Consider the following 26,307-nt stretch of genomic DNA (forward strand, 5'->3'; position numbering starts at 1 on the left):
TTTTTGCAATGAGTACTCTTCAGGAAGTCCTGGCAGTCCTGCTGGGAGCAGAATCGGAAGCGAAACGCATAGTTGGCGACTCGAAGAACGAGGCCGAGTCTATGCTGCAGACGACGCAGGAAAAATTCGCGTCGGAGCGCACGGGCCGCATGGCCGCGGCTCGAGGACAGGCCAAGGACGTAATGGAGGCCGCCCTCAGCTCGGCGAAGACAGAAGCGGAGCAGATAGTGAACCTCGGCAAGGAGGAGCGCGAGCGTATGCAGAAACGCTTCGCCGAAAACGCCGACACGGTTATAGACTCCATCGTTTCTGAGATAGTGGAGGGCTACCTGTCTAAGAAAAGAGGCGGAATTTAGTGCCATTCTCAAACGGCTCGGCAACGGCCCTCGGCGTCAAGGCGCACGTGCTTCACAGCCAGCTTCTGAAACCCGACGAATACTGGGCGCTGCTGGGGCTGAAATCCACTACGGAGATCGCCTCGTTCCTGAAACAGACGGCGGGCTATAAGGACAAGTTCGAGACGCTCGTTCCTGCGAACGTGCACCGTATCGACCTTGAGAACGCGCTGCGCTCGTCGGTGCTCGCGGAGGCTGAATCGTTCCTTTTCTATCTGCTCGGCGTATGGCGCGAGTTCTTCCTCGACTGGCTCAACTGGCACGAGGCGGAGCAGCTCAAGAGCATATTCCGCTGGATACGCTCGAAGAGGCTCGACCGCGACGAGATGCGCCGCAGGCTCTACCGCGTGCCGTGCTCGAAGCTGCCCTATGAGGCGCTGCTCAACAGCCGCGATTATAAAGAAGCGCTGGACGCGCTGGCAGACACTCAGTACTACGCAGTGCTGCGCGAACCGGTGCGCCGCCTCCTGAACGGCGAAAAATCGCTCTTCTCGCTCGAATTCGCCATCGACAACCTCGTCGAGACGAAGCTCTACGGCGACATCAACAAGCTGCCGTCACAGGAACGCAAGATACTCGAGCCTCTCTTCGGCGAACGTCTCGACCTTCTCAACCTGTATTATTTCCATAGATGTATATGCTATTACAACATGACGATAGAAGAGACGATAAGCCGTATGCTGCCGGTCAAGCACAAAGTGAAGCCGAGCCACCTCAGGATACTTGCGAAGGGCGCGACGCAGGAGGAGCGCATAGAGACGATGGCGGAATATTTCCCCGCCTACGCGAAAATATTCTCAGACGCGATGAACGAGGACGACAAGGAGCTCGCGCTGGATATGTCGATAGACAGGTACATCTACCTCAAAGCCTACTCCGTGCTGAAAAACGGCGTCCCAGGCTTCCACACATCCATCGCGTACTTTATGCTCAAGGCGTACGAAGTCGCGGACATCATCCGCGTCGTCGAGGACGTGCGCTACAACTACGACCGCAACGTCGCTATAAAATATCTAATCAGGCCCATATTCAACGGGGGTGAACGCACATGGCAGTAATGAAAATGGTCGCGCTGACCATGATAGGGCCTCAGTCGGAAATGGAACCCGTCGCCCGCCAGATGGTGCTGACCGGCGGATTTCAGCCGCTTCCGCTCGACCTGCTCATCAACGACAGGTCTCTGCGGTCGAGGCTGACTACCGAGACGGAAAATCCCTACGACGTACTTCTGACGAAAATCTCCGCGATATGGAAAGTCGCGGGAGAGGCCGTGCCGGACCCTCAGCCCGTGACTATCAAGAAGGACTTTACTCTTTCAAAGGCGCGGATGCTCGTCGACCAGACGTCGAAGAGGCTGCAGGTATGGGATCAGCGCCGGAGCGCGCTTGTGGACGAAGAAGAACTCCTTCAGGCCGCGAAACTGTTCGTCGAGGCGCTGGCTCAGACGCGGTTCGGACCGATGGACCTCGCGGACGGCAAGTTCGCGAAGGCGTTCTTCGGGTGCCTCTCGAACGACAACTTCCAGAGGCTTATTGAAAGCACGGAGGAGTCTCCTATAGTCGTCAACGGACTGACTGTCTCCAAGGGCAACACGTGGGCGCTTATAATAACCGCGCCCGACTATGCGGAGTCGACGAAGAAGCTGCTCGACGCGGTTTACTTCAAGGAATTCTCGCTGAAGGAGATTGCGTCGCAGATAGAAGGAGACAATCCGCTCGAACTGCTCGAAAAGCGCATTTTCAACCATCAGCGCGCGATACGCGGACTTGCGAAAGCGGCGAAAGAGATGCTGCGCGAGCACCGCGAGGAATACGAGCTGCTTTTCTCCGAGCTCTACACGATGCAGCGCGTCTACGACGTCTGCAAGGGCCACGGCGAGGTCAGCGGCATGTTCGTGCTCTCCGGCTGGATTCCGGCCGACACCTACGCCGCGATAAGCGAAACGGTCGCGGCCGAAGCTCCTGGCACGACGCTCATCGTCGAGGACATGCGCGACATATCCTCGCTCGGCCTGCGCATACCCATAAAGCTCAAGAACAACCCGATAGTACGCTCCTTCCAGGACATCGTCGCGCTCTACAGCCTGCCGTCATACGGAGAGATGGACCCGTCGCCGTTCGTGGCGCTCTCGTTCGTTCTCTTCTTCGGCTTCATGTTCGGAGACGTCGGCCACGGACTGCTGATATACCTCGGCTCGTCGCTGCTCGTGAAACGCGGCATAATGCGCAGCTCGCTCGGGCGCGTCATGAAAATGGCGTCGATCGCCTCGGTCGTATTCGGCTTCCTTTACGGCAGCATATTCGGCATAGAGGACGTGCTGCCGGCGCTGTGGCTCAGCCCGATGCACGACATCAACAGGCTCATAGCGATAGCGATATGCGTCGGCGTGCTGATGATAAGCCTCGGCCTCGTGCTGAACATGGTGAAGCAGTACCGCGCGCGCGACTTCGGACGGCTTCTCTTCGACGGACAGGGAATGGCCGGGCTTCTGCTCTACTGGACGCTCTGCGCGCTCGCCATGATCTACATAACCGGCGTGCGTATCTCTGACACGATAGCGAACGTCATGTGGGGAGGCGTCATAGTCATGCTCTTCCTCATGGTGTTCCGCGACGTGCTCGCGCGCTACCTGCTCCATCAGAAGGGGGACGGAGAGTCGCCCGTGCTCAACATGTTCGAGATAGTCCACAGCCTGCTCTCGTTCCTCTCGAATACCGCCTCGTTCGTGCGTCTTGCGGCGTTCGCGCTGAACCACGTCGGGCTGTCGCTGGCGGTCATAATGCTCTCCGACATGGTGCACACGCTTCCAGGAGGCATCGTGATGAAGGGCATCGTGCTCGTGATAGGCAACCTGGTCATAGTAGGGCTCGAAGGGCTGATAGTCTTCATACAGACGCTTCGCCTCGAATACTACGAGTTCTTCAGCAAGTTCTACAAGGGGGGCGGCAGCGCCTTCAAACCGGTCGGATGGCGCAGGGAACGCGGAAAATACCAGAAAGCGGGCGCCGAAGAAATATAGGCCCGGCAAAATCGCAACACCCGCGCGGATTTCATCCGCTGCGGCTTAACTTATAGAGAAAAAAGAAAAATTTAAAAAGGAGATGCGTTTCTATGTTTGGACTTATGTTAAGCGGAGGCACTGTGGCGGCTCTTGTGATTGCGGGGCTCGTCCTCAGGAACAGGCAGATTGAGAACGGAAAGAAGATATACTCCGCCGCGCTCGCGGTATCGTCTATACTCGTGCTGAGCGGCGCGCTTATCGCGCTCTTCTCCGGCACGTCAGTCGCGGCGGAAGAAGCCGTCGCCGTCGCAAAAGAGATATCCGTCGGAGCCGGCCTCGGCTTCATCGGAGCGGCCGCAGCCACGGCCATCGCCTGCGTCGGCGCAGGCATTGCGGTGGCCAACGTCGGCTCCGCCGCGATGGGCCTCGTCGGAGAGAAGCCCGAGATGCTCGGCACCACGCTCATTTACCTCGGGCTCGCCGAAGGTATCGCCATTTACGGCGTCATCGTCTCGCTGCTGATAATCCAGAAGCTGTAAGCTCGGGAGACTCAGGCAGATGAAAGCGTACCTTGTGAGCGACAATCACGACTCCCTTGTAGGCATGCGCCTCGCCGGGATCGAAGGGACGCTTGTACACACGCCAGAGGAAACGCACGACGCCGTCAGGGAGGCGCTTAAGATACGCGACCTCGCGATACTCGCGATAACGGAGAAGGCCGCCGAAATGGCGGAGGACGCCGTGAAGCAGCTCCGCGAGCGCGGCGAGCTCCCGCTCGTCGTGGAGATACCGGACAGGTTCGGCACGAAGCGCGGTCCGGACTTCCTCACGAAATACGTGCAGGAGGCCATCGGCGTCAAGATGTAGCCCGCGGGCCGCGCTCATACTTTGGTTTTCCGGCGGGGCCGCTCCTCGCTCGCGCGGGGGGCTTCGCTCCTCTTTCGGGCCGGACCGACACAAGAGGTGAATAATGATGAACGAAGTATCTACCGAAAAAGTCAATAATCTTAGAGACATAATACTCAACCGGGCCGGCGACGAGCGGAAAAGCAATCTGGCCCGGGGGCACAAGGACGCGGAGGCGTGGCTCGCGCGCGAGAATGAGAAACTCCAGCACGAGGTGGACCTCGTGCTCCAGGACGCGCGCAAGCGCGCCGAGGACATACGCCGCCGTCAGATACTCTCCGCGGAGAGGGACAAGTCCACGGAGACCCTGCGCCTTCAGAACAGGATACTCTCCGAGGCTATGGGCCGCCTTCAGGACAAGCTCGTGCATCTTAGGGAGAGAGAAGACTACGCGGACATACTCGCCGGGATGTGCATAGAGGCCGCAGAGATGCTCGGCGTCAAGACGCCGCTCAAGCTTCGCCTTGCGTCGATCGACGCATCTCTCGCGCCCAAGGTCATAGAAAAGACGCGGGCCTTCAACTCCGACATAGTGATGACCGCCGACGCCGACCCCGCGCCGATACTCGGCGGCTGCTGGGTCGTCACGGCGGACGGCCACAAGCAGGTGGACATGGACTGGCAGAGCGTCACGCAGGAGCACGCGGACACGCTCGCCGAGCGCCTGCTGCCGCTGCTCTAGCCTTAGGAGGGATGGCATTTGGAACCGAAAAATAACGCCAAGCCCGTCCACAAGGGCACGGTAGAATTTGTAAACGGCCCTGTCATCAAGGCCGCCGGTATGCGCGACTTCGGAATGCGCGAGGTCGTCCACGTCGGCCCTAAAAAGCTGATGGGCGAGATAATCAAAATGGACGGCGACAACGCCACCATACAGGTCTACGAGGACACCGACGGGCTGAAGATTTACGAGGACGTGGCCGGAACCGGAGAGCCGCTCTCGATAGAGCTCGGGCCAGGCCTCATAGGCAGCTTCTTCGACGGCATAGGCCGCCCGCTCGACGCTCTGCTCGAGCACGAAGGGATGTATATCTCCCCCGGCACGACCGTCAACATGATAAACCGCGACAGGGTGTGGGACATCACCCCAGTCGCCAAGGTCGGCGACATGGTCTCCGGAGGCATGGTGCTCGCCACGATTCAGGAGACGCCGCTGCTCGTACACAAGATAATGGTGCCGCCGAACCTCGAGGGCGAGGTCATGTGGATAACGCCGTCGGGCAAGCACAGCGCCGGAAGCGACGCCGCGAAGATAAAAGACGCATTCGGGCGTGAAATTACGATACCGATAATACAGCGCTGGCCGGTCCGCACGCCGCGCCCGTACCGCGAACGTCTGCTGCCGAACGAGCCTTTCGTAACGGGGCAGCGCGTCATAGACGGCCTCTTCCCGCTCGCCAAGGGAGGTACGGCCTGCATACCTGGCGGCTTCGGCACGGGAAAGACCGTCACGCAGCACCAGCTCGCCAAGTGGGGCGATGCACAGGTCGTCATATATATCGGATGCGGCGAACGCGGCAACGAGATGACGGACGTTCTCGAGCAGTTCCCGGTGCTCGAAGACCCGCGCTCAGGGCGCCCGCTGATGGAGCGCACGATACTGATAGCCAACACCTCTAACATGCCGGTCGCTGCTCGCGAAGCCTCCATATACACGGGCATCACCATAGCGGAATATTTCCGCGACATGGGCTACGACGTCGCGATAATGGCGGACTCGACGTCACGCTGGGCGGAGGCTCTGCGCGAGCTCTCGGGACGCCTTGAGGAAATCCCGGCGGAAGAGGGCTTCCCGGCCTACCTGCCGAGCCGCCTCGCCGAGTTCTACGAACGCGCCGGCCGCGTCGTCACTATAGGCGGAGAGAACGGCAGCGTCAGCATCATCGGCGCGGTATCGCCTCCCGGCGGCGACTTCACAGAGCCTGTAACGCGCCACACGAAGCGATTCATCCGCTGCTTCTGGGGACTCGACAAGAATCTCGCCAACGCGCGCCACTACCCCGCCATCTCGTGGACGGACTCCTACAGCGAGTACGCCTCCGAGGTCGACGGATGGTTCTGCGCCAACGTAGACCCGCGGTGGGGCGAGGTGCGCGACGAGGTAAGGAACATCCTTGCGGAGGACAACAAGATACAGCAGGTCATCAAGCTCGTCGGAGAGGACGTTCTTCCCGACGACCAGAGGCTCGTAGCCTTCACGGCGTTCCTCATAAAGAACGGCTACCTGCAGCAGAACTCTTTTACCGCGGACTCCTACTCGCCGCCGATAAAGGGCTTCGAGATACTCTCGGTCATTCTCGACTTCTACCACAAGGCGCTCGACCTCGTCCGTAAGGACATACCCATCTCCCTCATCAGGGAAGACGAGTCGGTCGACGCGATAACGCACCTGAGAGAGCTTCCGCCAGAAGATACGGACGGCTTCGAGAGAGTGCGCAAGCGCATCAACGAGCACCTCGACCGCGTGGCGGCGGAGCGCACGAAAAAGCTGAGGAGTGAATAACCATGCCGCAGGCTGAATATATAGGCGTAAAAGACATAGAAGGGCCGTTCATACTCGTCGAAAACGTGACGGGCGTCGGCTACGGCGAGCTCGTTGACATACGCGACGAAAACGGCAAAGTCCGCCACGGGCAGGTCAAATCCCTCAGCGAAAAGGCGACGCTCGTGCAGGTGTTCACCGGCACTGGAGACCTCGTCCCGAACTCGACGAAGGTGCGCTTTCTCGGCAAGCCGCTCGAGGTCCACCTCTCGAAATACATGCTCGGGCGCACATTCAACGGACTCGGCGAGCCACGCGACGGCTGCGGCGAGATATACGGCGGCAAGCGCGTCAACATCAACGGGCTGCCGCTCAACCCGATGGCGCGCCAGTACCCGAGAGACTTCATACACACCGGCATCTCCGCGATAGACACGCTGATGACGCTGATACGCGGACAGAAGCTGCCGATATTCTCCGGCAACGGTCTGCCGCACAACCAGCTCGCCGTGCAGATAGCGACTCAGGCGAAAGTCGTCGGCTCCGACGAGTTCGCCGTCGTCTTCGCTGGAATCGGCGTCAAGCACGACGACGCGGCATACTTCACGCAGGAGCTCTCGTCGCGCGGTCACTCGAACAACATTGTGACATTCCTCAACCTTGCCGACGATCCGGTCATCGAACGTATAGCGACGCCGCGAATGGCGCTCTCGACCGCGGAATACCTCGCCTACGAGCTCGGAATGCACGTCCTCGTCATAATGACGGACATGACGAGCTACTGCGAAGCGCTGCGCGAACTCGGCGTTGCCGCGGGCGAAGTTCCGAGCCGCAAAGGCTATCCGGCCTACCTCTACAGCGACCTGGCGTCGCTCTACGAACGAGCCGGCGTCGTGCGCGGCAGGAGCGGCAGCGTCACGCAGATACCGATACTAACGATGCCGAACGACGACATCACGCACCCGATTCCCGACCTTACGGGCTTCATCACCGAAGGGCAGATAGTCCTCTCGCGCGACCTCGACGCGAAAAACATCTATCCTCCGATAGACATACTGACGAGCCTCTCACGACTGATGAAGGACGGCATAGGCAAGGGCTACACGCGCGAGGACCATCCGAGCGTATCGAGCCAGCTCTTCGCATCGTACAGCCGAGTGCAGGAGGTCCGCTCGCTCGCCTCCGTCGTCGGCGAAGACGAACTCTCGAAGACCGACAAGTCGTTTCTGGCGTTCGGTAAGATTTTTGAGGATCGCTTCCTGAAACAGGGCAAAGAGGACGACCGCGAAATCGGCTACTCGCTCGACATGGCCTGGGACATACTGGGCACTCTGCCGACTTCGGAACTCACGCGCGTCAGCCTCACCGAAATCAAGGAACACATCAAGAAAAAGGACGAGGAATAGCCGCCTCGCAAAAATTACGGAATCGACAAAAAGCCCGCTTCGTGCGGGCTTTTTTGCCGCGCGCGCGAAAACGCGGTACAAACGCCGGCCGCCCTCTGTGCTATAATTTCTAACCGAACACACAAAAATAAGACGGAGGACAGGCCAATGATAAACAAAATAGCTCTAGCCGGGTGCGGCAACGTCGGGACGGCTCTTCTCGAAATTCTCCACGATAAAAAAGACGAACTGAAAGAAAAATACGGCTTCGAATACGAGGTCGTCCTCGTCAGCGACCTCATGAAAGGCGTCGTGATGGACGCGGAGGGCATAGACCTCGGCGCTCTGCTCGCTTCGATAGACGAGACGCACACATTTGAAAAGCTTCCGCGCGCGGAGGGAACGTTTGAAGAACTTCTCGTGCGCTCCGGCGCGACAGTGCTCGCAGAATGCACGCCGACGAACCTCAAAACAGGAGAGCCAGGCCTCTCGCACCTGCGCGCGGCGCTCTCGCGCGGAATCAGCGTAACGACCACAAACAAAGGGCCGATAGCGGTCGCCTTCGACGAGCTGACGGCGCTCGCGGAAAAGAACGGAGCGAAGCTCTCCTACGAGGGCGTAGTAATGAGCGGAACGCCGCTCATCGACATGATGAAAAACGGAATAGCCGGCTGTTCCGTCCTCAAGCTCGAGGGCATCCTGAACGGCACGACGAACTTCATGCTCACGAAAATGGCCGAAGGCGCGGAATACGGCGCGGCGCTCGCCGAGGCGCAGTCGCTCGGCTACGCCGAGGCCGACCCGACCGGCGACGTAGAAGGATGGGACGCGGCCGTAAAAGTATCGATACTTGCGAAGATACTCTTCGGCGCTGACATCCCCGTCGATAAGGTCGAACGCACGGGAATAACGAAAATCACGCCTGCGCAGATAGAAGAGGCGAAGAAGAACGGACGCGCCGTCAAGCTGCTCGCGGGCCTCGCGAACGAAAAAGGCGGCCTGCGCGCTTATGTTGCGCCAGTCGAAGTGGAGGCTTCGCACCCGCTCGCCTCGATAAACGGCGCGGCCAACGCGATAACCGTCTCCACAGACAACCTCGGCGACGTAACGCTCATAGGCCCCGGCGCGGGCCGCAGGGAGACGGGGCAGGCCCTGCTCGGCGACATGATACGCATGAGCCGCTGACGCGCCGTCCAAAAGAATATTATAAAAAACGAGCCGCGCGGGAGTTTCCTGCGCGGCTCGTTTTCTGTCATTCGGCTGTTTCTTTATACCGCCTACTTCTTTCTTCTCATCGCCGCGAGCGGCGCGAGAGCAAGCAGCGCCATCGCGCCGAAGCCGGCGCTGCATCCGCCGCCTCCGCCGCCGCCATTATGCGGCGTGTCAGGCGTTGGGTCGTCGGGGACAGGCTCCGGGGCGGGCGTTCCAGCTTCGGACACCGTCACGGTGCAGCTTTCCTCGTAGCTGTATCCGTCGGTGGTGACGGCGGCCGCCGTTATCGTCGCGCTTCCCGCCGCGTGCGCAGCGACCGCGCAGCTTACGCCCTCACTGCTCGTAACCGTAGCGACGGCCTCGTTATCGCTGCTCCACGTCACGGAGGCTATTTTGTCAGCCGTTCCCTCAGGAAGCAAAGAGGCCGTCAGAGTACCTTCCTTGCCGGCCTCGAGCGTCAACGCCGCGGGCGATAAACTCAGCCCCTCCGAGCTGCGGTCGGAGACCGTCACGCGCGCCGTCAGCGTCAGCGTAGACGGCGCGCTGGTATCTATCGTCATGTCCTCATAATTCATAGCGTAAAGCTCCGCCGTCACGGTCAGCGTCGCCGTGCCGAGCGAGTTCCCCGTCAGCGATATCGTGCCGTCGGAGTTGTACGTCGTGGTCGCGATTCCTTCTGGTTCGACGGTAACGCCGGTTATTTTCGCGTGCTCAGCGAAGTTTGCGGACGCGGCTGGAAGTGTCTGGATTTTCATCGTAGATGTCGCGCCGTTCTTCAGCGTGAGCTCGGATGATTCAAAGGCGAGAGTCGCGACGGCCTTCTCGGTTATCTCGGAGGACGGCTTAGACTCTGGTACACTAACGCCACCGTTATTCACGCCAATCCCACTTTCCGCCGTTTCTTCCGCCCACGTCGAATTTTCTACTGAAGCCGTATTCTCTACGCATATTCCTACGACACCACCCGAAGCTTTCGCCTCGCTTACGGAATCATTTGTAATCGTTCCAGAATTAACACAGCCAGAAATCGCGCTTTCGCAGCCGCCAACAATGCCGCCCGCGTAAAGAGAGTCTCCGTCAACCTTACCTATTGTGACACTCCCGCTGTTCACGCAGTTCGTAAGCTTTGCTTGAACTAATTTGGTACTATAGTCGTTGTATCCAACAACGCCGCCTACATATACGTCGGCCTCATTAGCTTCAACCGCGTCGGTAAACGAAACGCTACCGATGTTTGACGAGGAGGTAACTGCCGTGTTCTTAAGATAGCCGCCGATGCCGCCCGCGTACATTGTTTTTCCAGTGCCGGATACCGCCACCGTCCCGTAATTCACACAACCGTCAATCGTGCCCGCTTTTGTCCCGGCGCCATAACCCGATATGCCGCCCGCAGATGTAACGCCTTCACTCGCAGATGATACGTTAGTACTTACATTTTCTGCCACCACAGAAGCTTCGGCTGCGTTGATACAGGCTGTTATCGTCGATTTTTCAGACCTGCCGGCTATACCGCCTGCATAATTGATGTCCGCACCTTTTGCGTGGACTATGCCGCTGTTCGTACAGCCTGAAACAACCCCTAACGAGATTTCTCCAACAATTCCGCCGACAATGTTATTTTCTGGCTCTCTATTCGCTTTATTTAAATCGAATTGATTATTGCTTACAATAGTTCCGCTGTTCGAGCAGTTCTTTATTTCACCTTCATCACTGGAACAGTGGGCAGCTATTCCTCCCACAAACAGAGAAAGCTCACTGCTGCGCGACTCAGAAAAGTCAATGGCTATGCTGATATCGCCAGTATTTGAGCTGTTATATATCCTGCCGTTCAGTAAAGACGTTATACCGCCGACATAGACTGAATATGTCTTGCTTATAAAGCTTTTTGATGTTACCAGCGATATATCGCCGTCTACCGTGAGGTTCTGCACAACGCCGTCGGTCGAGACATTATAAAAAAAACCTAGACGCAGGCTAACAAACGAGGATGCACCATCATCATCACCGTTCGTTATTACATATCCGCTGACAGTATGGCCGCATCCGTCAAAGACACCGTTAAAGGCATTTAACGAAGTTCCTATCGGCGTCCATTCCGTCGGCTCGCCATTTTCTGAGAGGTCTATGTCCTGCGTGAGCTGCGCGTTGATAGCATTATTACCGCTGTTGACTTGCTGCGCAAACCAGAGCAGTTCAGAGGCGTTCGTTATCTGGTAATAGTCGCCGCTCATCGAAGGCTGAGCAGGTTCGAGCGCGTTCGCCGCGGGAGTAAGGAGCGCGGCGGTGAAGAGACAAGCTAGGAGAAGTCCGAAGACACTACGAGTGAGTGAGTGAGTGAGTGAGTGAGTGAGTGAGTGAGTGAGTGAGTGAGGAAACCCTACTATAAAACACGACACAAGATAAATCAGATTTCATTTTTAGTCAATCCTTTCTTACACTATTGCCGCACCGACGCCGTTTTCCGCTAAGTACGTGATATTCTCCTCTGTTTTGAGCATACCTTCTTCTCTGTTGATTTTAGTTTCCAGCTTACTATTGATATATACAATAAACAAATTAGTTTGTAAAGGAAGTTTTCTTGAGCTTACTCTAATCTTTGTGCACCGGACAAATTCGCGTGCTTTACACGTCATTTTATCCGTCCTTCCGCGCATGGTAAGGCGAGGAAGCCGTCAAGCTTAGTCGCTGCGTCCGGCGGCTTCCTCATCTCCGCGTAGTTTGCCTCGCTCCTCCGCGCACAGGAATTTACTGTTTTCCACGCAGCCTCGCCGCGAGCGGCGCGAGAGCAAGCAGCGCCATCGCGCCGAAGCCGGCGCTGCATCCGCCTCCGCCGCCGTGACGCGGCGCCTCGGGGGCGGGGGCGGGCTCGTCCGGTACGGACGGGAGCGGGACGTCGGGCCACATCGGGGGCGGCGTTTCTCCCGGTTCGCCGGGGCCGGAAGGTATTACTATGCCGCCGGGCTGTTCGCCCTCGGGTTCTTCGGGCAGCGGCGGTTCTTCGCTTCCTGCCTCGCGTACCCAGACGAGCGCGGTGACGAGAGAGCGCGACGGCGACGATCTATTGACCGCTCCGTCCGCGCCGCTTCTGTAGGTTTCGGCGTAGGCCGCGAGCAGAGATACTCCAGGAGCTTTCGCGGTTACTTTTATAACATTTCCGCTGATTTCAGCAGCGGCGTGCTCCGGCGGCTCGACGTAAGCCTCGCGCAGAGCGTAGTAGCGCGCTGGCTCGGACGGCGTGCCCGGATGCGCGTGGAGCGATACGCCGGCTTCGGCCTCCTCGCCTTCTTCTACGCCGACTATCACGGGCGTGAGGCTCGGGAATGCCGTCGCCACGAAGCCGCTTATTTCATCCCGCGTCAGCGACTGTGCGTTCGCGACGTTCCTGTCGCCGTAGCCTACCGGCGTGGTTCCTTCGGAGAAGGCCACGTCGTGTATGTCGGCGTTGGGGTATTTGTAGCCGGTTATGCCGCCCGCGACGAATCGTCCGGCGGAGACCGCGCCGCTGTTGACTGAGGAGCGCAGCTCGGTGCCGTATATTTCTCCGGCGAGTCCGCCGACTCTTGCGCTCGAGGACGCGTCGCCCGAGACGGCCCCGACGTTGGTGCAGTTGTATATGACGTTGGATGATGAGAAGCCGCCGCTGCTCCACCCTGCGATTCCTCCGGCGTAGGCGTAATAGGCCGCGCCAGAGGCGGAGACGCTTCCGGTGTTGTAGCAGTTCGCCGCCGCAGAGCCGGAGTAAAGCTGAGCGGCTATGCCGCCCGCCGTTATGTCGCTGTCGCGCCCAGTTCCGCCGACTGCCGCGACGTTTACCGCGTCGCGCAGCACCGCGCCCGAAGCGTAGGCCGTCACGCCGCCTGCCAGGCTGTAGGATATTATCTCGCCCTGGTTCCTGACGCATGAGACGGAGCCGTTTTCGACGCTTCCGGCTATGCCTCCGGCGTAGGCGCGGAATTCGCCTGCGTCCGCCGTCTCTATTCTGCCGCTGTTGTCGGAGAACAGTATGCTTCCGCCGCTCTGCGCTCCGGCGAGGCCGCCCGCGACGGCGTAGTCGGCCGACGCTTCGGTAGTGACGTTTCCTTCGTTGACGCAGTATATTATGTGTCCCTCTGAGTATCCGGCAAGACCTCCGGCGTAGGCGTAGGAGTCGCGCCCGGCGCCCTCGCCCGCAAGCTTCGTTTCAACGGCTCCGAGGCATCTGTAGAGGACGGCGCCTTGCCCCAGGCGCGCCGTTATAGCTCCGGCGGCCGAGACCTCCGCGGCCGGGGCGCACTCTATTTCGCCGCGGACGGTGAGGTTCGCTATCTGCGCGCCTTCCCCCTCGACGTTCAGAAAGAGGCCGGCGCAGCTCGCGGCTTTGCCCGCGGCCTCGCCATCGCGCATTTCGGCGGTCGTTATATTAAGTCCCGTTATTTTGTGGTTGCAGCCGTTGAATTTCCCCGCGAAGGGCGTTTCGCGCGTCCCGATGGGCGTCCACGGCTCGCCGCCGAGGTCTATGTCGGCGGTGAGAAGCACGGTCTTCCCGGCGAAATCCTCCCCGGCGTTTACGCGCTCGCGAAAGCCGATCAATTCCGCCGCGCTTCCTATCGCCAGATCCTCCGCCCATGCGTGTGACGGGAGCGCCGCAAGTATGAGCGCCGCCGTGATCGCCAGGCATCTTCGCAGTTTTAGCATCGCGCGTTCCTCCTTTTGTCGTTTTTACATTGCATAATGACGCTATTATTATACAACGGCGCGCGTGTCGGGCGGCGCGGAATTTCACACCGGGACGCGCGCGCAAAAAAAGCGGCGGCGCCGGATCGCTCCGTGCGCCGCCGCTAGTTTTAGGAAGTCCGCCGAAGTTCCGCTATTTCTCCGACACTATCTCGAGCCAGTAGCCGTCGGGGTCTTCTATGAAGTAGATGCCCATGTCGGGGTTTTCGTAGCAGACGCAGCCCATTTCGCCGTGGAGCTTACGCGCGGCTTCGAAGTCCCTGACCGTGAAGGCGAGGTGGAACTCGCACTCGCCGAGGTCGTAGCGCTCCTTGCGGTCGAAGAGGTATGTCAGTTCGAGCGTGAAGGGCGTCTCGCCGTCGGAGAGGTAGACGAGAGTGAATCCATCGCGCTCGACGCGGCTCGCTTCGGTAAGGCCGAGCGCCTTTTTATAGAACGCGAGGCTTTTTTCCAAATCGAGCACGTTGAAGTTGAAATGATTGAATCTGAATCCCATTTTCAGCGCCTCTTACATGAAAGCCCTGTTGAGTATGAAGAGCACGGCGAGGCCGTAGAGCAGCCAGTTTATCTCGCGTCCGCGTCCCATGAGGACCTTCAGCGCGACGTACGAGAGCACGCCGAATTCGATGCCGGCCGCGATGCTGTACGCGAAGGGCATCATGAAGAAGGCTATCAGCGCGGGGAAGAATTCCGTCCAGTCGTTGAACTCCATCTCCTTGAAGCCCATCATCATGTAGCCGCCGACCATTATAAGCGCCGGAGCCGTGGCGCAGGCGGGGACTATCGAGATTATCGGGTTGAAGAACATCGCGAGGAGGAAGAGCACTGCGACGGTGAGCGCGGTCAGCCCAGTGCGTCCGCCCTGCTCGACGCCGCTCGCGCTTTCGACGAAGGTCGTGACAGTCGAGGTGCCGAGCACGGCGCCCGCCGCCGTCCCTATGGCGTCGGACATGAGCGCCTGGCTGGCCTTCGGCAGGCGGCCTTTTTCGTCGAGCATGTTGGCGCGGCTGGAGACTCCGACTAGCGTCCCGACGGTGTCGAAGAAGTCAACGAAGAAGAAGGCAAGCGTGACGCTCCAGAAGGCCGGCTGCATCAACATCGAGAAGTCCATCTTCATAAATATCGGAGAGAGCGACGGAGGCATCGAGACTATGCCTTCCGGCATCTTCGCGACGCCGAGCGGTATCGCGGCGGCGGTGACGGCGACGACGCCTATCAGTATGCCGCCCTTGACGCGGCGCGCCTCGAGCGTGACCATGAGCAGAAGCCCCGCTATCGACAGCAGCGCGGGGATGTTGCCGCGCAGATGTCCGAGGCCGAGCAGGACGGCCGGGTTGTCCACGATTATACCGGAGCCCTGAAGGCCGATGAAGGTGATGAAGAGCCCGATGCCCGCCGAGACTCCTATCTTGAGCGTCTTCGGTATCGAGTTGACGACCTCTTCACGGACTTTCGTGCATGTGAGGATGATAAAGATAATACCTTCGACGAAGACCGCGGCGAGGGCCACCTGCCACGGTATGTTCATACCGAGCACGACGGTGAAGGCGAAGAAGGCGTTGAGCCCCATGCCTGGCGCGAGCGCGAACGGATAGTTCGCGAGGAACGCCATAAGGAACGTCGCCAGCGAAGCGCCCAGACATGTCGCCACGAGGACGGAGCCGAAGGGCATTCCGGTCTCGGAGAGTATGCCCGGGTTGACGAAGATGATGTAGGCCATCGTGACGAAGGTCGTGACGCCTGCCATGATCTCCTTACGGACGTCGGTGCCGTGTTCCGAGAGCTTGAACTGCCTCTCAAACCAAGAGTTCATGCAAAATTCCTCCCAAAGATTTTTTTGCCGCCTCACGCGGCGCGCGCCGTTATATCCCCGCGCCGCGAAAACGCGAAAAATACTGGATTATTATACAGCGATTACGCGGGAGCAACGACGGTTTAGCGCAAAAGCTCCGGGTCTTTTTCTTACGCGCGCAGGGGTCGTTAAAATTACTGATTTTTTACAATCGGCGCTTGCATTTGCAGTACAAAAGAGCGGATAATATTATCGGTAAAAGGAGATAAGCGAATGAACTATTTTGCCGGTCAATTAAGAAAGTCATACTGCGCCGTGCTTCTCACGGTCTTCTACGTTCTGCTTCAGGCGTTCGTTATGCTTTCCGACGTTGCCGACGCTTCTCCGAATCTGCTCGACGTACAGAGCATGAACATGGTGCAGACCATCAAGAGCGTCAACGACGACGCTACGGTCGCCCAGCGCGCCGCTTTCGCGCTTTTCTTCGCGCATCTGGGCTGCGCCGTGCAGCCGAGGCCGCTGACCGACGCTTTCTCGGCCGGGCTCGACGCGACGCTGCGCCGCATTCCCGCGTGGGAGTTCTGGAACGCCGAGGTGGGGGACGCCCAGGAGGCGCGCCCTTCGTCGGACATGGTTTTTAGAAAATAATTCCGACTTTCCGCACACTCACTCTTTTTCTTTTCAGATAAAAATCATCCGCCGGAGATGAACGCGCAGATACCGCGCGCCGGCGGGCCGTGCCGTCGCCGCGCGCAGCGCCGCCCAGGGGACGGAAGAACGGCATACCAGGAGGTATGATAAGATGCAGCTTCTTCACGCTGGACTCGATATAGGCTCCACTACGGCTAAGGTCGTGGTGCTAGACGAATACGACAGAATAATTTTCAGCCGCTACAGCCGCCATTTCGCGGATATCCGCACCGCGGTCAGCAGGCTTGTTAACGAGATCAAGGACACCTTCGCCGGCTCGCGCTTCACTCTCGCGATGGCGGGCTCCGGCGCGCTCGAAATAGCGCGCGGCATGGACGTGCCGTTCACACAGGAGCAGATAGCATGCACCGCGAGCATCGCGCGCTTCCTGCCCGGAGTGGACGTGTGCATAGAGCTCGGCGGCGAGGACGCCAAGATAACGTTCTTCGACCCTGCCGGGGCCGAGCAGCGCATGAACGAGACCTGCGCCGGCGGCACCGGGGCGTTCCTCGACCAGATGGCGACGCTCTTCGGCACCGACGCGGCGGGACTCAACGAGATGGCGAAGGGATACAAGACGATATATCCCGTCGCTTCGCGCTGCGGAGTCTTCGCCAAGACGGACGTTCAGGCTCTGCTGAACGACGGCGCGTCAAAGCCCGACATCGCGGCCTCGATATTCCAGGCCATCGTCAACCAGACGATAAGCGGCCTCGCATGCGGGCGCAGGATACAGGGGAGGGTAGCCTTCCTCGGCGGTCCGCTCTACTTCCTCTCCGAGCTGCGCAAGCGCTTCTCCGAAACGCTCAAGCTGCCGCCTGAGCAGTGCATATTCCCTGAGAATCCGCACCTCTTCGTCGCGATGGGAGCGGCGATAAGCGCGAAGCAGAACGGCGCGGTCGCCGCCGAGGTGATACAGAAGCGCGCGGAGCACTTCTTCATCTCGCACAAGGAAGAGAAACACTCGATACTGCCTCCGCTCTTCAGCTCCGAGGCGGAGCTTGAAGCCTTCTCAGAGCGCCACTCCAAATGCGCCGTGAAGCGCGTGCCGCTCGGCGAATATAACGGCGACGCCTATCTCGGCATAGACGTGGGCTCTACGACGACGAAGGTCGTGCTGATCGGTTCGCAGGGCGAGCTGCTCTTCTCGCGCTACAAGATCAACGGCGTGGGCGAGCCGGTCAAGACCGTGCGCGAGGTGCTTAAAGAGCTCTATTCGCAGATGCACGGCGGCGTCACGATAAAGTCCAGCGGCGTCACCGGCTACGGCGAAAAGCTGATACAGGCGGCCTTCGGCATAGACGCCGGCGAGGTCGAGACGGTCGCGCACGCGCGCGCCGCGGGCTTCATACTTCCCGGCGCGGACTTCGTCATAGACATCGGCGGACAGGACATGAAGTGCCTGCGCATCAAGAACGGCGTCATCGACGGCGTATTCCTCAACGAAGCCTGCTCGTCGGGCTGCGGCTCGTTCCTCCAGAGCTTCGCGAAGTCGCTCAACATGGAGATGGACGAGTTCGCGCGCGCCGCGGAAAAGTCCGAAAATCCAGTAGACCTCGGCTCGCGCTGCACGGTGTTCATGAATTCGCGCGTGCGCCAGGCGCAGAAGGAGGGCGCGGCGATAGAGGACATCTCCGCCGGCCTCGTCTACTCCGTCGTGCGCAACGCGCTCTACAAAGTTTTGAAGATAAAGGACCCGTCCGAACTCGGCGAAAAAATAGTCGTGCAGGGCGGCACATTCAAAAACAACTCGCTGCTGCGCGCCTTCGAGCTCGTGACCAAACGCGACGTTGTGCGCCCCGATATTTCGGAACTGATGGGGGCGTACGGAGCGGCGCTCATATCGCGCGACAACGCGCCCGAAAAGAGCGGGCTGATCGACGCCGAAGGGCTGGCGCGCTTCCGCGCCGACAGCACGACGCGCCACTGCTCCGGATGCGGCAACAAGTGTCTGCTGACGCTGACGAAATTCGGCGACGGCAAGACGTACATATCCGGCAACCGCTGCGAACGCGGCGCGTCCGTCTCCGAAAAAGGCGCTCTGCCGTCGAACATATTCGCAAAAAAATACCACAGGCTCTTCGACTGCTACAAGCCGCTCGCCGCGTCGGAGGCTCCGCGCGGAGTGATAGGCGTGCCGCGCGTGCTGAACATGTACGAGGATTATCCGTTCTGGTTCACTATCCTGACGAAGCTCGGCTTCAGCGTGCGCCTCTCGTCGAAAGCGCCGGACGAGAACCTCGGCATAGACACGATACCGTCGCAGACCGTCTGCTACCCGGCGAAGCTCGTCCACAGACACATAACTGACTTGCTCGAGTCGGGAGTGGATACTATATTCTACCCCGTCATGCTCCGCGAGACGAAGGAATTCGCCGGCGCGCAGAAAAACTACAACTGCCCCGTCGTCACTGGCTACCCCGACGTCGCGCGGCTGAACATAGACAGGCTCCGCGAGCCCGGCGTGCGCTACATAAAGCCGGAGCTATTCATCGAATCCGACAAAAGCGTAAAACTGGCGCTTGAAGAGGCGTTCGCGCCATTCGGCGTGACCGGCCGCGAAATTTCAAAGGCGGTGGCGGCGGCGCGCGAAGAGATGGCGAACTACAAGCGCGACATAGAGCGCTTCGGGCTGGAGGCGCTGCGCGAGCTTAAAGAGCGCGGCGGCACAGGCATAGTCCTCGCCGGACACCCGTACCACCTCAGCCCCGAGGTCAACCACGGAATACCCGAACTCATCAACAGCTACGGGGTAACGCTCTTCACCGAGGACTCCGTAAGCTGGATGGCGAAAGACATAGAGAAACCCGGAGACGTCGAAGCCGTAGACCAGTGGGTCTACCACTCGCGCCTCTACCGCGCCGCGATGACGGTCGCCTCGCACCCGGACTTCAAAAACGTCGAGCTCGTGCAGTTCAACTCCTTCGGCTGCGGCCTCGACGCGATAAGCGCCGAGCAGACCGCGGACATACTGACTCGCGCAGGCAAGCTCCACACGCTGATAAAGATAGACGAAGGCAAGAACAACGGCGCCGTCAAGATACGCATCCGCTCGCTGCTCGCGGCGATAAAAATGCGCAGGAACAATCCGGAGGCCGTACACGACGCGCCGCGGCCCGCGGCGGAGCGCCCGCGCGTGACCGAGACGAAGGGGCGCGTGCTCCTCTGCCCGCCGCTCTCGAACTATCACTTCCAGTTCCTCGGCGCGGCCTTTGAAAGCGCGGGAATACGCCTAGACGTGCTGCCCGAGGGCACGCGCGAGACTGTCGAGCTCGGCCTGCGCTACGTAAACAACGACGTATGCTACCCGGCGATGATGGTCGTCGGCCAGTTCATACAGGCGCTCAAGAGCGGAATGTACGACCCCGACAAGACCGACTGCCTCTACGCACAGACCGGCGGGGCCTGCCGCGCGAGCAACTACGTCCACCTGCTGCGCCGCGCGCTCGACGCCGCCGGCTACCCGCAGGTGCGCGTCCTCGCCGCCAACCAGCAGAAGGGCGGCGACGCTGAAAAGCTCGAAGTTCCGCTCGGCACCTACTGGCGCGCGCTTATGGCGATAAACTACGGCGACGTCCTTATGCGCCTGCTTCTCCGCACTCGCCCCTACGAGACCGAAAAGGGCGCGGCGGACGCGCTATACGAGAAATGGTGCGAGGCGGCGCGCGCCAACGTCCGCGACGGCAAATGGGGGACTTTCAAAAAGAACGTCCGCGAAATGGTACGCGAATTCTGCGCCGTCCCGATAGAGAACGTCAAGCGCCCGCGCGTCGGCATAGTCGGAGAAATACTCGTCAAATACCACGCCAACGCGAACGAACACCTCGTGGACCTCATAGAGAGCGAGGGCGGCGAAGCCGTCGTGCCGGACATGGCTAACTTCCTGGCCTACTGCATGTTCGACCCGATATACTCGCATCAGAAACTCGGAGGACGCTTCCTGCCGCGCGTCGGCGGCGAGACCGCCGTCTGGCTGCTCGAGCGCGTCAAGGCCCCGATAGCCGAGGCGATACGCGGCACGCGCTACGGCGAGGCGCACGGCATAAAAGAGCTGGCGAAGCTAGGCTCATCCGTAGTCTCCCAGTCGAACCAGGGCGGCGAAGGCTGGCTCCTCACCGCCGAAATGGTCTCGCTCATCGAGAGCGGAGTGAAGAACGTCCTCTGCGTCCAGCCCTTCGCCTGCCTGCCGAACCACATCACCGGCAAAGGCGTGGTCAAAGAGCTCAAACGCCGCTTCGAAGGCGCGAACATCCTTCCGCTTGACTACGACGCGAGCGTCAGCACGACGAACCAGCTCAACAGGATAAAGCTCCTGATGGCGACGGCAAAAGCATAAAACTGCAGTTCCACACGGCGGCGCGCTTTCCTCCCCAGGAAAGCCGCCGCCTTTTTATTTACGGCGCCAAGCCGTTAAAACGTATATAGTGTTTTAACTTTTACATAAAAACGCAGTCGTTCCACGAATCTTCTGCGCGGAACCTCAGTCTTAAGCACCGAGGCCAAAGCAGAAACGATATAGCCCAGTATGAGATTATGCAGTACGTGGCAGAGGGTTCGCAGAGTCCGCCCCGCTTCATCGGGCACATAGGCGTTGGGGGACGGCATAGTTTTTAATGAAAAGTTAAACGTCTATAAAACGAGATTTGCTTATTGTAAGTAAAAACGATGCCGCCGCGGAGCTCTCGACTCGGCGGCAGACTTGATGCAAAGGCATGAAGCCTAATCGGTCGCGCCTTTGAAGCAAGCAGTCAGCCCTCAGCCTGCATGGGCGACACCGCAGACAGGCGGGACGGCGTTTCAGCGGAAAGTATGCCGCGCCGGGACCGCTCGCCCGCCGCCGCGCGTTCGGCACTTTGCCTGAACCCCGGCGACGTTCACCGATGCGGCCGGCCCGCCGCGCGTCTTCTTCGGTTCAGCGCGCCGATTTTTTTATGACGGCCAGCTCATCTTCAGAGAAACGTTTGTCCTTGAAGTAGAAAGCAAAATCCTCGCCGGTTATGCGGCGTATCACGCGGCAGGGATTGCCGGCGGCGAGCGACCAGTCGGGTACGTCTTTCGTCACTACGCTGCCCGCAGCTATCACGCAGTTGCTGCCGACGGTGACGCCCGGCAGAATCATCGCGCCGCCGCCTATCCAGACGTTGTCGCCTATCGTCACCGGCGCGCCGTATTCGTAGCCGGCCGCGCGCGCCGCGGGGTGGAGCGGATGGCCCGCCGTGTAGATGGCGGCGTTAGGGGCCATGAGGCAGTTGTCGCCTATCGTGACGCGGCAGACGTCGAGTATGGTGCAGTTGTAGTTGATATAGAGATTTTTCCCGGCGCGTATGTTGAAGCCGTAGTCGCAGAAAAAGGGCGGGTTTATTACCGCGTTCTCCGATTCCCCGAGAAGCTCCGATGCGATCGTCCTATGCAGTTCGAGGTCGTCGAAAGGCGCGCGGTTGAGACGGTCGAGCAGCGCGCGGCAGCGGCGGTACTGCGCGAGCACCTCTTCGTCCGGTATGTACGGCAGTCCCGCGTCACGGCGTTCTATATTATTCATCGTTTTCTCTCCTTCCAGATTTGTCGCGCACGTGGGCGCACAAGGATTATACGCGCGCCGCGCTCAAAGAAAAACGCCGGAGCGGAAATTTTTCACCGCTCCGGCGTTTTATGCTTTTTTTCTTCGCGTTTAGGCTCTGCCGCACTTTCTGAGCAATTTCGCCCAGCTCGCGTCGGCGTCGCGCTGCGCCTCTTCGACTAGGTCGAGCCGCTCCGCGCCTTTTTTGAAGAGATGCGCGTAACGTCCCTGCGCGCGCAGGAAATCTTCTATCGAGACCTGCTTTTTAGGCTCGTAGGATAGCTTGTACTCCCCGTTCACGACTTCGTAGACGGGCCAGAATTTGCTGTCCGCGGCCATCTGGCATATCTCGACCTGACGCGACGGGTCTATCTTCCAGAAGAGCGGGCAGGGGACGAGAACGTTGACGAAAGCCGGCCCCGGCGTCTCGACGGCGCGTTTGACCTTCGCGATGAGATCCATCGGGTTGTGCAGCGTCGTCTGCGCGACGTAGGGGATGTCGTGCGCCGCTACGATTTCGGTCAGGTCCTTCGCGCGCTGGAGCTTTCCGGGCGCGGCGCTTCCGGCCGGAGACGTCGTCGCGTTTGCGCTCTGCGGCGTCGCGCTCGAGCGCTGCGCGCCGGTGTTCATGTAGCCCTGGTTGTTGTAGCAGATATAGGTGAAGTCGTGCCCGCGCTCGAGCGCGCCGGATAGAGACTGGAGGCCGATGTCGTACGTTCCTCCGTCTCCGCCGAAGGCTACGAATTTTATTTCCTTGTCTATCTTTCCCTTTTTGCGCAGCACTTTGTAGGCAGCCTCGATGCCCGAGACGCCCGCGCCCGCGTTTTCGAATGCTATGTGCATGTAGGGCATGCGCCACGCGCTGTACGGGTAGACGGTCGTCGAGACCTCCATGCAGCCGGTCGCCGCGACGACGACGACGGGGTAATCGACGCCCATGAGCGCCTGGCGCACCGCGGTCGGCGCTCCGCAGCCGGGGCACATGCGGTGGCCCTGCGTGAGCGGGTTCTGTTTTTTCGTGAGTTCCTTTATGTTAATCGCGCACATCTTCGCCGCTCCTTTCAAGCAATCCTATGAAGCGCGCGGATGCGTCGTAGTCGTTCTTCATCATGCGCTCGAACACTGCTCGCGCGTCGGAGGCGAAGAAGTCGCGTCCGCCGAGGCCGAAGACGTATTCCTGCACGGGCACGCGCTGCTCGAGGCCGTAGAGCGCGCTCTTGACTTCGGCCGCGAGCGGGGCCGTGCCGCCTATGCTCGCGCTGCGGTCGAGCACCGCGACACCCTTTTTGCCTCCGGCGAGCCGCGCGAACTCCTTCACCGGGAACGGACGGAAGAATCGCACGCGCAGCAGCCCGGCCTTCACGCCTTCGTCGCGCAGTTCGTCCACGACGTCCTTGACGACCCCTGCCGCCGACGACATCACGACGACGAGATATTCCGCGTCGTCCGCGCGGTAGTCCTCTACGGGCGCGTAGTAACGTCCGGTCTCCTTCTCGAGCTCCGCGGCGAGCTCTTCGTAGACTGGGAGGACGTTGTTCATGCCCTCCATCTGGTTGCGCTTTATCTCGAAGTAATATTCCGACATCGTGAAAGAGCCGTAGGAGACGGGGTTGTCGGTGTCGAGCAGCGGATAGGCGGCCTTGCGCTCGCCCACGAAGCGGCGCACCGTCTCGTCGCCGAGCAGCTCGACTGGCTCGTAGCAGTGGCTCGTGATGAATCCGTCCTGGCATACGAAGACCGGCGTAAGCACGCGCGGGTCTTCCGCGAGGCGTACGGCGAGAAGCACGGAGTCGTAGACCTCCTGCGCGTCCTCGCAGTATATCTGCACCCAGCCCGAGTCGCGCTCAGGCATGCTGTCGGAGTGGTCGCAGTGGATGTTGACCGGCGCGCCGAGGCAGCGGTTGACTAGGCCGAAGACTATCGGCGCGCGGAACGCCGCCGCTATCGGGAATATCTCGTGCATGAGAGCGACGCCGTTGGCCGACGAGGCGGTCATGACGCGCGCGCCGGAGATAGATGCGCCGACGCAGGCCGATATGGCCGAGTGCTCGCTCTCGACCGCGACGTATTCGGAATCCACTTTGCCGTTCGCGACGAAGTCCGCGAAACGCATAGGGATTTCCGTGGACGGCGTTATCGGGTAGGCAGCCACGACGTCGGGATTTATCTGGCGCATCGCCTCCGCGAAGGCGAGGTTGCCCGAGGTCATTACCTTTTTCTTATCTGACATGCGCGCCGACCTCCCCCGGGTGTTCTCCCGACATAGTTTCCTCTTCGGCGAACGAAGATTCGGAGTGCATCGTTATCGCTTTGGTCGGGCAGAGCCGCTCGCATATCGCGCAGCCTTTGCAGAAGAAGAGGTTGATTCCCGTTACTTTTCCCTCCGCGTCGAGCTCTATCGAGTCGTCTGGGCACTGTATCCAGCAGCGGAGGCATGAGACGCATTTCTTCGTATCTATGACGGGGCGCATAGAACGCCACAGCCCCGTCTGCACCTTCAGAGCGGAGGAACCGAAGGCTATCGTCGCCATCGGGACCTCCTGCCAGCATTGCGGTTTACTCATGCGAAGACCGCCTCGCTGCGTCCGCGGAGTATCGCGCGGCGGTTGGCCTCGAGCACGGGCTTCGGCAGTTTCGTCATCTTGCTCGTGAAGTGGTTGACGAATGACTCGACCGGGACGTCGGTGAATACGTGCGAAAGCGCGCCGAGCAGCGGGGCGTTCGGGCGGTTCTGCCCGAGCTCCTCCAGCGTTATCTTCGTAGCGTCCACTACGAGCACTTTAGCCTTCGACGATACGCCGAGACGGCGGCGCAGCTCCTTCGCGTTCTCCGCGCTGTTGACGAGGTAGACGGCGTCGTCCGCGGTTCCCTCCGTCGGGTTCGCGCTTTCGACCATCGTCGGGTCTACTACGACGACTATATTCGGGTTCTGCACTCCGCAGCGGCGGCGTATCGGAGAATCAGAGACTCTGTTGTAGGCGCGTATCGGAGCGCCCTGGCGCTCCGCGCCGTACTCGGGGAAAGCCTGCACGTGCTTGCCTTCCTCGAAAAGGACTTCGGCGAGTATCGCGGAAGCGCTCTTCGCTCCCTGTCCGCCGCGTCCGTGCCATCTTACTTCAAGTGTCTTGTTCATTGGTGTTTCCTCCTTGCATAAAACCGCAGTAAAAATTTTTGCACTAAAAAAGGGGCCCTTTCAAATTTGAAAGGGCCCCTTACTCGTCTGGTCAAACGGCGCTAAACGCCGTTCCTACGAGAAGGAGCCGCGTTAATAATTATAATTATTATGTTATTGTTGGTGATGCTTCTTAACATAACGCTTCCTCCGTTCCCGCAAGATGACGACATATTATCATCGGCCGCCTTGAGTGTCAAATCCTTCATAAATTATCTTTGTAAGGTGAAACCGGCGCTGGTGGAATATTTTTGTAAGAGTTACGGCGTTTTTACCTAACGAAGCCCCTGCCGGTAGCTGCGAACACGCAGCAAAAGCGCCTGGTGCGCGCGGTGTCCGTCGCAGAAGGACATGAAGCGCACGAACCTGTCCATCCAGCCGCCTATCACGCCTACCCCCTTGCCCATCGTGAAGGCAGCGGCGACCGTGCCAAGCCCGAGCCCGCGCACCTCGCCGAGGAAGCAGAAGGTCAGAGCCGCCGTCACCGCGAGGCATATCACGTCGAACGATATCTTTATCTTCGGGTACGAGACGCCCGTGATGAAGGCCAGCTCGCGCGGGAAAAGGTCGGTCGGGATTATCGGCATGCGGCAGCGGTTCGAGAGCGCGATGCCGAAGCATATCACAGCCCAGCTTATGAAGAAGTAGACGACGCGCCACGAGAAGCCGTCGGGCAGCAGCGTCATCCACTTTTCGTGAACGTCCATCATAAAGCTGAAGGCGAAGCCGACCGCGAAGCTAAACAGATACTGCGGGACGAACCTCCGGCGCATGACCATTAGGCTCGCGACGAGCAGCGTCTGGAATATGAAGGTCCACGCGCCGAGCGTGAGCGCCGGGAAAGACTCGGAGAAGGCGTAAGGGACGCTCGAAATGGCGGAGATCCCCGCGCCCGAGTAGAGCATCAGCAGAACGCCGAAGCTGTTTATCACTATTACCGCCGCGAGCGCCGCTTCGCCGCGCATCGTCGTCAGGTGTCTTTTCATCGTCTCATCGCTTCCG

At 59.8% G+C, this 26,307-nt stretch carries 21 protein-coding genes; 11 read left to right on the plus strand and 10 right to left on the minus strand.

All coding sequences use genetic code 11. The features are described 5' to 3' along the window. Positions 1-8 precede the first annotated feature (8 nt). The 9 genes from B5F39_RS05815 to B5F39_RS05855 all read left to right on the plus strand — a co-directional run bounded on the left by B5F39_RS05815 (position 9) and on the right by B5F39_RS05855 (position 9,354). On the plus strand, positions 9-356 hold the full coding sequence (locus tag B5F39_RS05815) for a hypothetical protein (RefSeq protein ID WP_087364903.1): 348 nt from the start codon (positions 9-11) through the stop codon (positions 354-356). After that, entirely contained in the window at positions 356-1,453 is a 1,098-nt protein-coding gene (locus tag B5F39_RS05820) for a V-type ATPase subunit (RefSeq protein WP_087364904.1), read from the plus strand. The genes B5F39_RS05815 and B5F39_RS05820 overlap by 1 nt, the downstream gene beginning before the upstream one ends. Further along, entirely contained in the window at positions 1,444-3,414 is a 1,971-nt protein-coding gene (locus tag B5F39_RS05825; RefSeq protein WP_087364906.1) for a V-type ATPase 116kDa subunit family protein, read from the plus strand. The genes B5F39_RS05820 and B5F39_RS05825 overlap by 10 nt, the downstream gene beginning before the upstream one ends. Positions 3,415-3,506: 92 nt before the next feature. Further along, entirely contained in the window at positions 3,507-3,935 is a 429-nt protein-coding gene (locus tag B5F39_RS05830; protein WP_087364908.1) for an ATP synthase subunit C, read from the plus strand. Between the two features lie 19 nt (positions 3,936-3,954). Beyond that, entirely contained in the window at positions 3,955-4,263 is a 309-nt protein-coding gene (locus B5F39_RS05835) for a V-type ATP synthase subunit F (protein WP_087364909.1), read from the plus strand. 103 nt (positions 4,264-4,366) lie between these two features. Then, positions 4,367-4,984, plus strand: coding sequence for a V-type ATP synthase subunit E family protein (locus B5F39_RS05840; RefSeq protein WP_239391136.1), 618 nt, complete (start codon positions 4,367-4,369; stop codon positions 4,982-4,984). A gap of 18 nt (positions 4,985-5,002) precedes the next feature. Next, positions 5,003-6,805: a V-type ATP synthase subunit A gene (locus tag B5F39_RS05845; protein ID WP_087364911.1), complete on the plus strand. Its 1,803-nt coding sequence runs from the start codon at positions 5,003-5,005 to the stop codon at positions 6,803-6,805. A 2-nt stretch (positions 6,806-6,807) separates the two neighbouring features. Beyond that, entirely contained in the window at positions 6,808-8,190 is a 1,383-nt protein-coding gene (locus tag B5F39_RS05850; RefSeq protein WP_087364912.1) for a V-type ATP synthase subunit B, read from the plus strand. Positions 8,191-8,337: 147 nt separating this feature from the next. Next, on the plus strand, positions 8,338-9,354 hold the full coding sequence (locus B5F39_RS05855) for a homoserine dehydrogenase (protein WP_087364914.1): 1,017 nt from the start codon (positions 8,338-8,340) through the stop codon (positions 9,352-9,354). Positions 9,355-9,446: 92 nt separating this feature from the next. On the opposite strand, the gene B5F39_RS14570 is transcribed toward B5F39_RS05855, so the two are convergent. From B5F39_RS14570 to B5F39_RS05875, 4 genes are all read right to left on the minus strand, one after another. Continuing rightward, the gene (locus tag B5F39_RS14570) at positions 9,447-10,259 is read right to left on the minus strand and encodes an Ig-like domain-containing protein (protein ID WP_239391138.1); all 813 of its coding nucleotides are present in this window, start codon (positions 10,257-10,259) and stop codon (positions 9,447-9,449) included. Positions 10,260-12,126: 1,867 nt separating this feature from the next. Further along, entirely contained in the window at positions 12,127-14,055 is a 1,929-nt protein-coding gene (locus B5F39_RS05865) for a Synerg-CTERM sorting domain-containing protein (protein ID WP_087364916.1), read from the minus strand. A 172-nt stretch (positions 14,056-14,227) separates the two neighbouring features. Beyond that, the gene (locus tag B5F39_RS05870; RefSeq protein ID WP_087364918.1) at positions 14,228-14,590 is read right to left on the minus strand and encodes a VOC family protein; all 363 of its coding nucleotides are present in this window, start codon (positions 14,588-14,590) and stop codon (positions 14,228-14,230) included. A gap of 12 nt (positions 14,591-14,602) precedes the next feature. Beyond that, positions 14,603-15,907, minus strand: a complete 1,305-nt coding sequence (locus B5F39_RS05875) for an NCS2 family permease (RefSeq protein WP_087364920.1) — start codon at positions 15,905-15,907, stop codon at positions 14,603-14,605. 252 nt (positions 15,908-16,159) lie between these two features. Between B5F39_RS05875 and B5F39_RS05880 the strand changes: the two genes are divergently transcribed. Beyond that, the gene (locus B5F39_RS05880; RefSeq protein ID WP_087364922.1) at positions 16,160-16,534 is read left to right on the plus strand and encodes a hypothetical protein; all 375 of its coding nucleotides are present in this window, start codon (positions 16,160-16,162) and stop codon (positions 16,532-16,534) included. 154 nt (positions 16,535-16,688) lie between these two features. Further along, the gene (locus B5F39_RS05885; protein WP_087364923.1) at positions 16,689-20,912 is read left to right on the plus strand and encodes an acyl-CoA dehydratase activase; all 4,224 of its coding nucleotides are present in this window, start codon (positions 16,689-16,691) and stop codon (positions 20,910-20,912) included. Between the two features lie 576 nt (positions 20,913-21,488). Here the strand turns inward: B5F39_RS05885 and B5F39_RS05890 are convergent. From B5F39_RS05890 to B5F39_RS05915, 6 genes are all read right to left on the minus strand, one after another. Beyond that, a complete protein-coding gene (locus B5F39_RS05890) occupies positions 21,489-22,115 on the minus strand; it encodes a sugar O-acetyltransferase (RefSeq protein ID WP_087364925.1) in 627 nt (208 codons plus the stop codon). A 129-nt stretch (positions 22,116-22,244) separates the two neighbouring features. Further along, positions 22,245-23,180 (minus strand): thiamine pyrophosphate-dependent enzyme, encoded by a 936-nt coding sequence (locus B5F39_RS05895; RefSeq protein ID WP_087364927.1) that lies wholly within the window; start codon positions 23,178-23,180, stop codon positions 22,245-22,247. Beyond that, positions 23,167-24,363 (minus strand): pyruvate ferredoxin oxidoreductase, encoded by a 1,197-nt coding sequence (gene porA, locus B5F39_RS05900; RefSeq protein WP_087364928.1) that lies wholly within the window; start codon positions 24,361-24,363, stop codon positions 23,167-23,169. Before porA ends, B5F39_RS05895 begins: the two co-directional genes overlap by 14 nt. Beyond that, positions 24,353-24,697 (minus strand): 4Fe-4S dicluster-binding protein, encoded by a 345-nt coding sequence (locus B5F39_RS05905; protein WP_087364930.1) that lies wholly within the window; start codon positions 24,695-24,697, stop codon positions 24,353-24,355. The genes porA and B5F39_RS05905 overlap by 11 nt, the downstream gene beginning before the upstream one ends. Then, positions 24,694-25,266: a 2-oxoacid:acceptor oxidoreductase family protein gene (locus tag B5F39_RS05910; RefSeq protein ID WP_087364931.1), complete on the minus strand. Its 573-nt coding sequence runs from the start codon at positions 25,264-25,266 to the stop codon at positions 24,694-24,696. The genes B5F39_RS05905 and B5F39_RS05910 overlap by 4 nt, the downstream gene beginning before the upstream one ends. A gap of 314 nt (positions 25,267-25,580) precedes the next feature. Further along, positions 25,581-26,291: a DUF6198 family protein gene (locus B5F39_RS05915; RefSeq protein ID WP_087364933.1), complete on the minus strand. Its 711-nt coding sequence runs from the start codon at positions 26,289-26,291 to the stop codon at positions 25,581-25,583. Between the last annotated feature and the right edge of the window lie 16 nt (positions 26,292-26,307).

The organism is Cloacibacillus sp. An23 (assembly GCF_002159945.1).
Lineage (GTDB): Bacteria > Synergistota > Synergistia > Synergistales > Synergistaceae > Caccocola.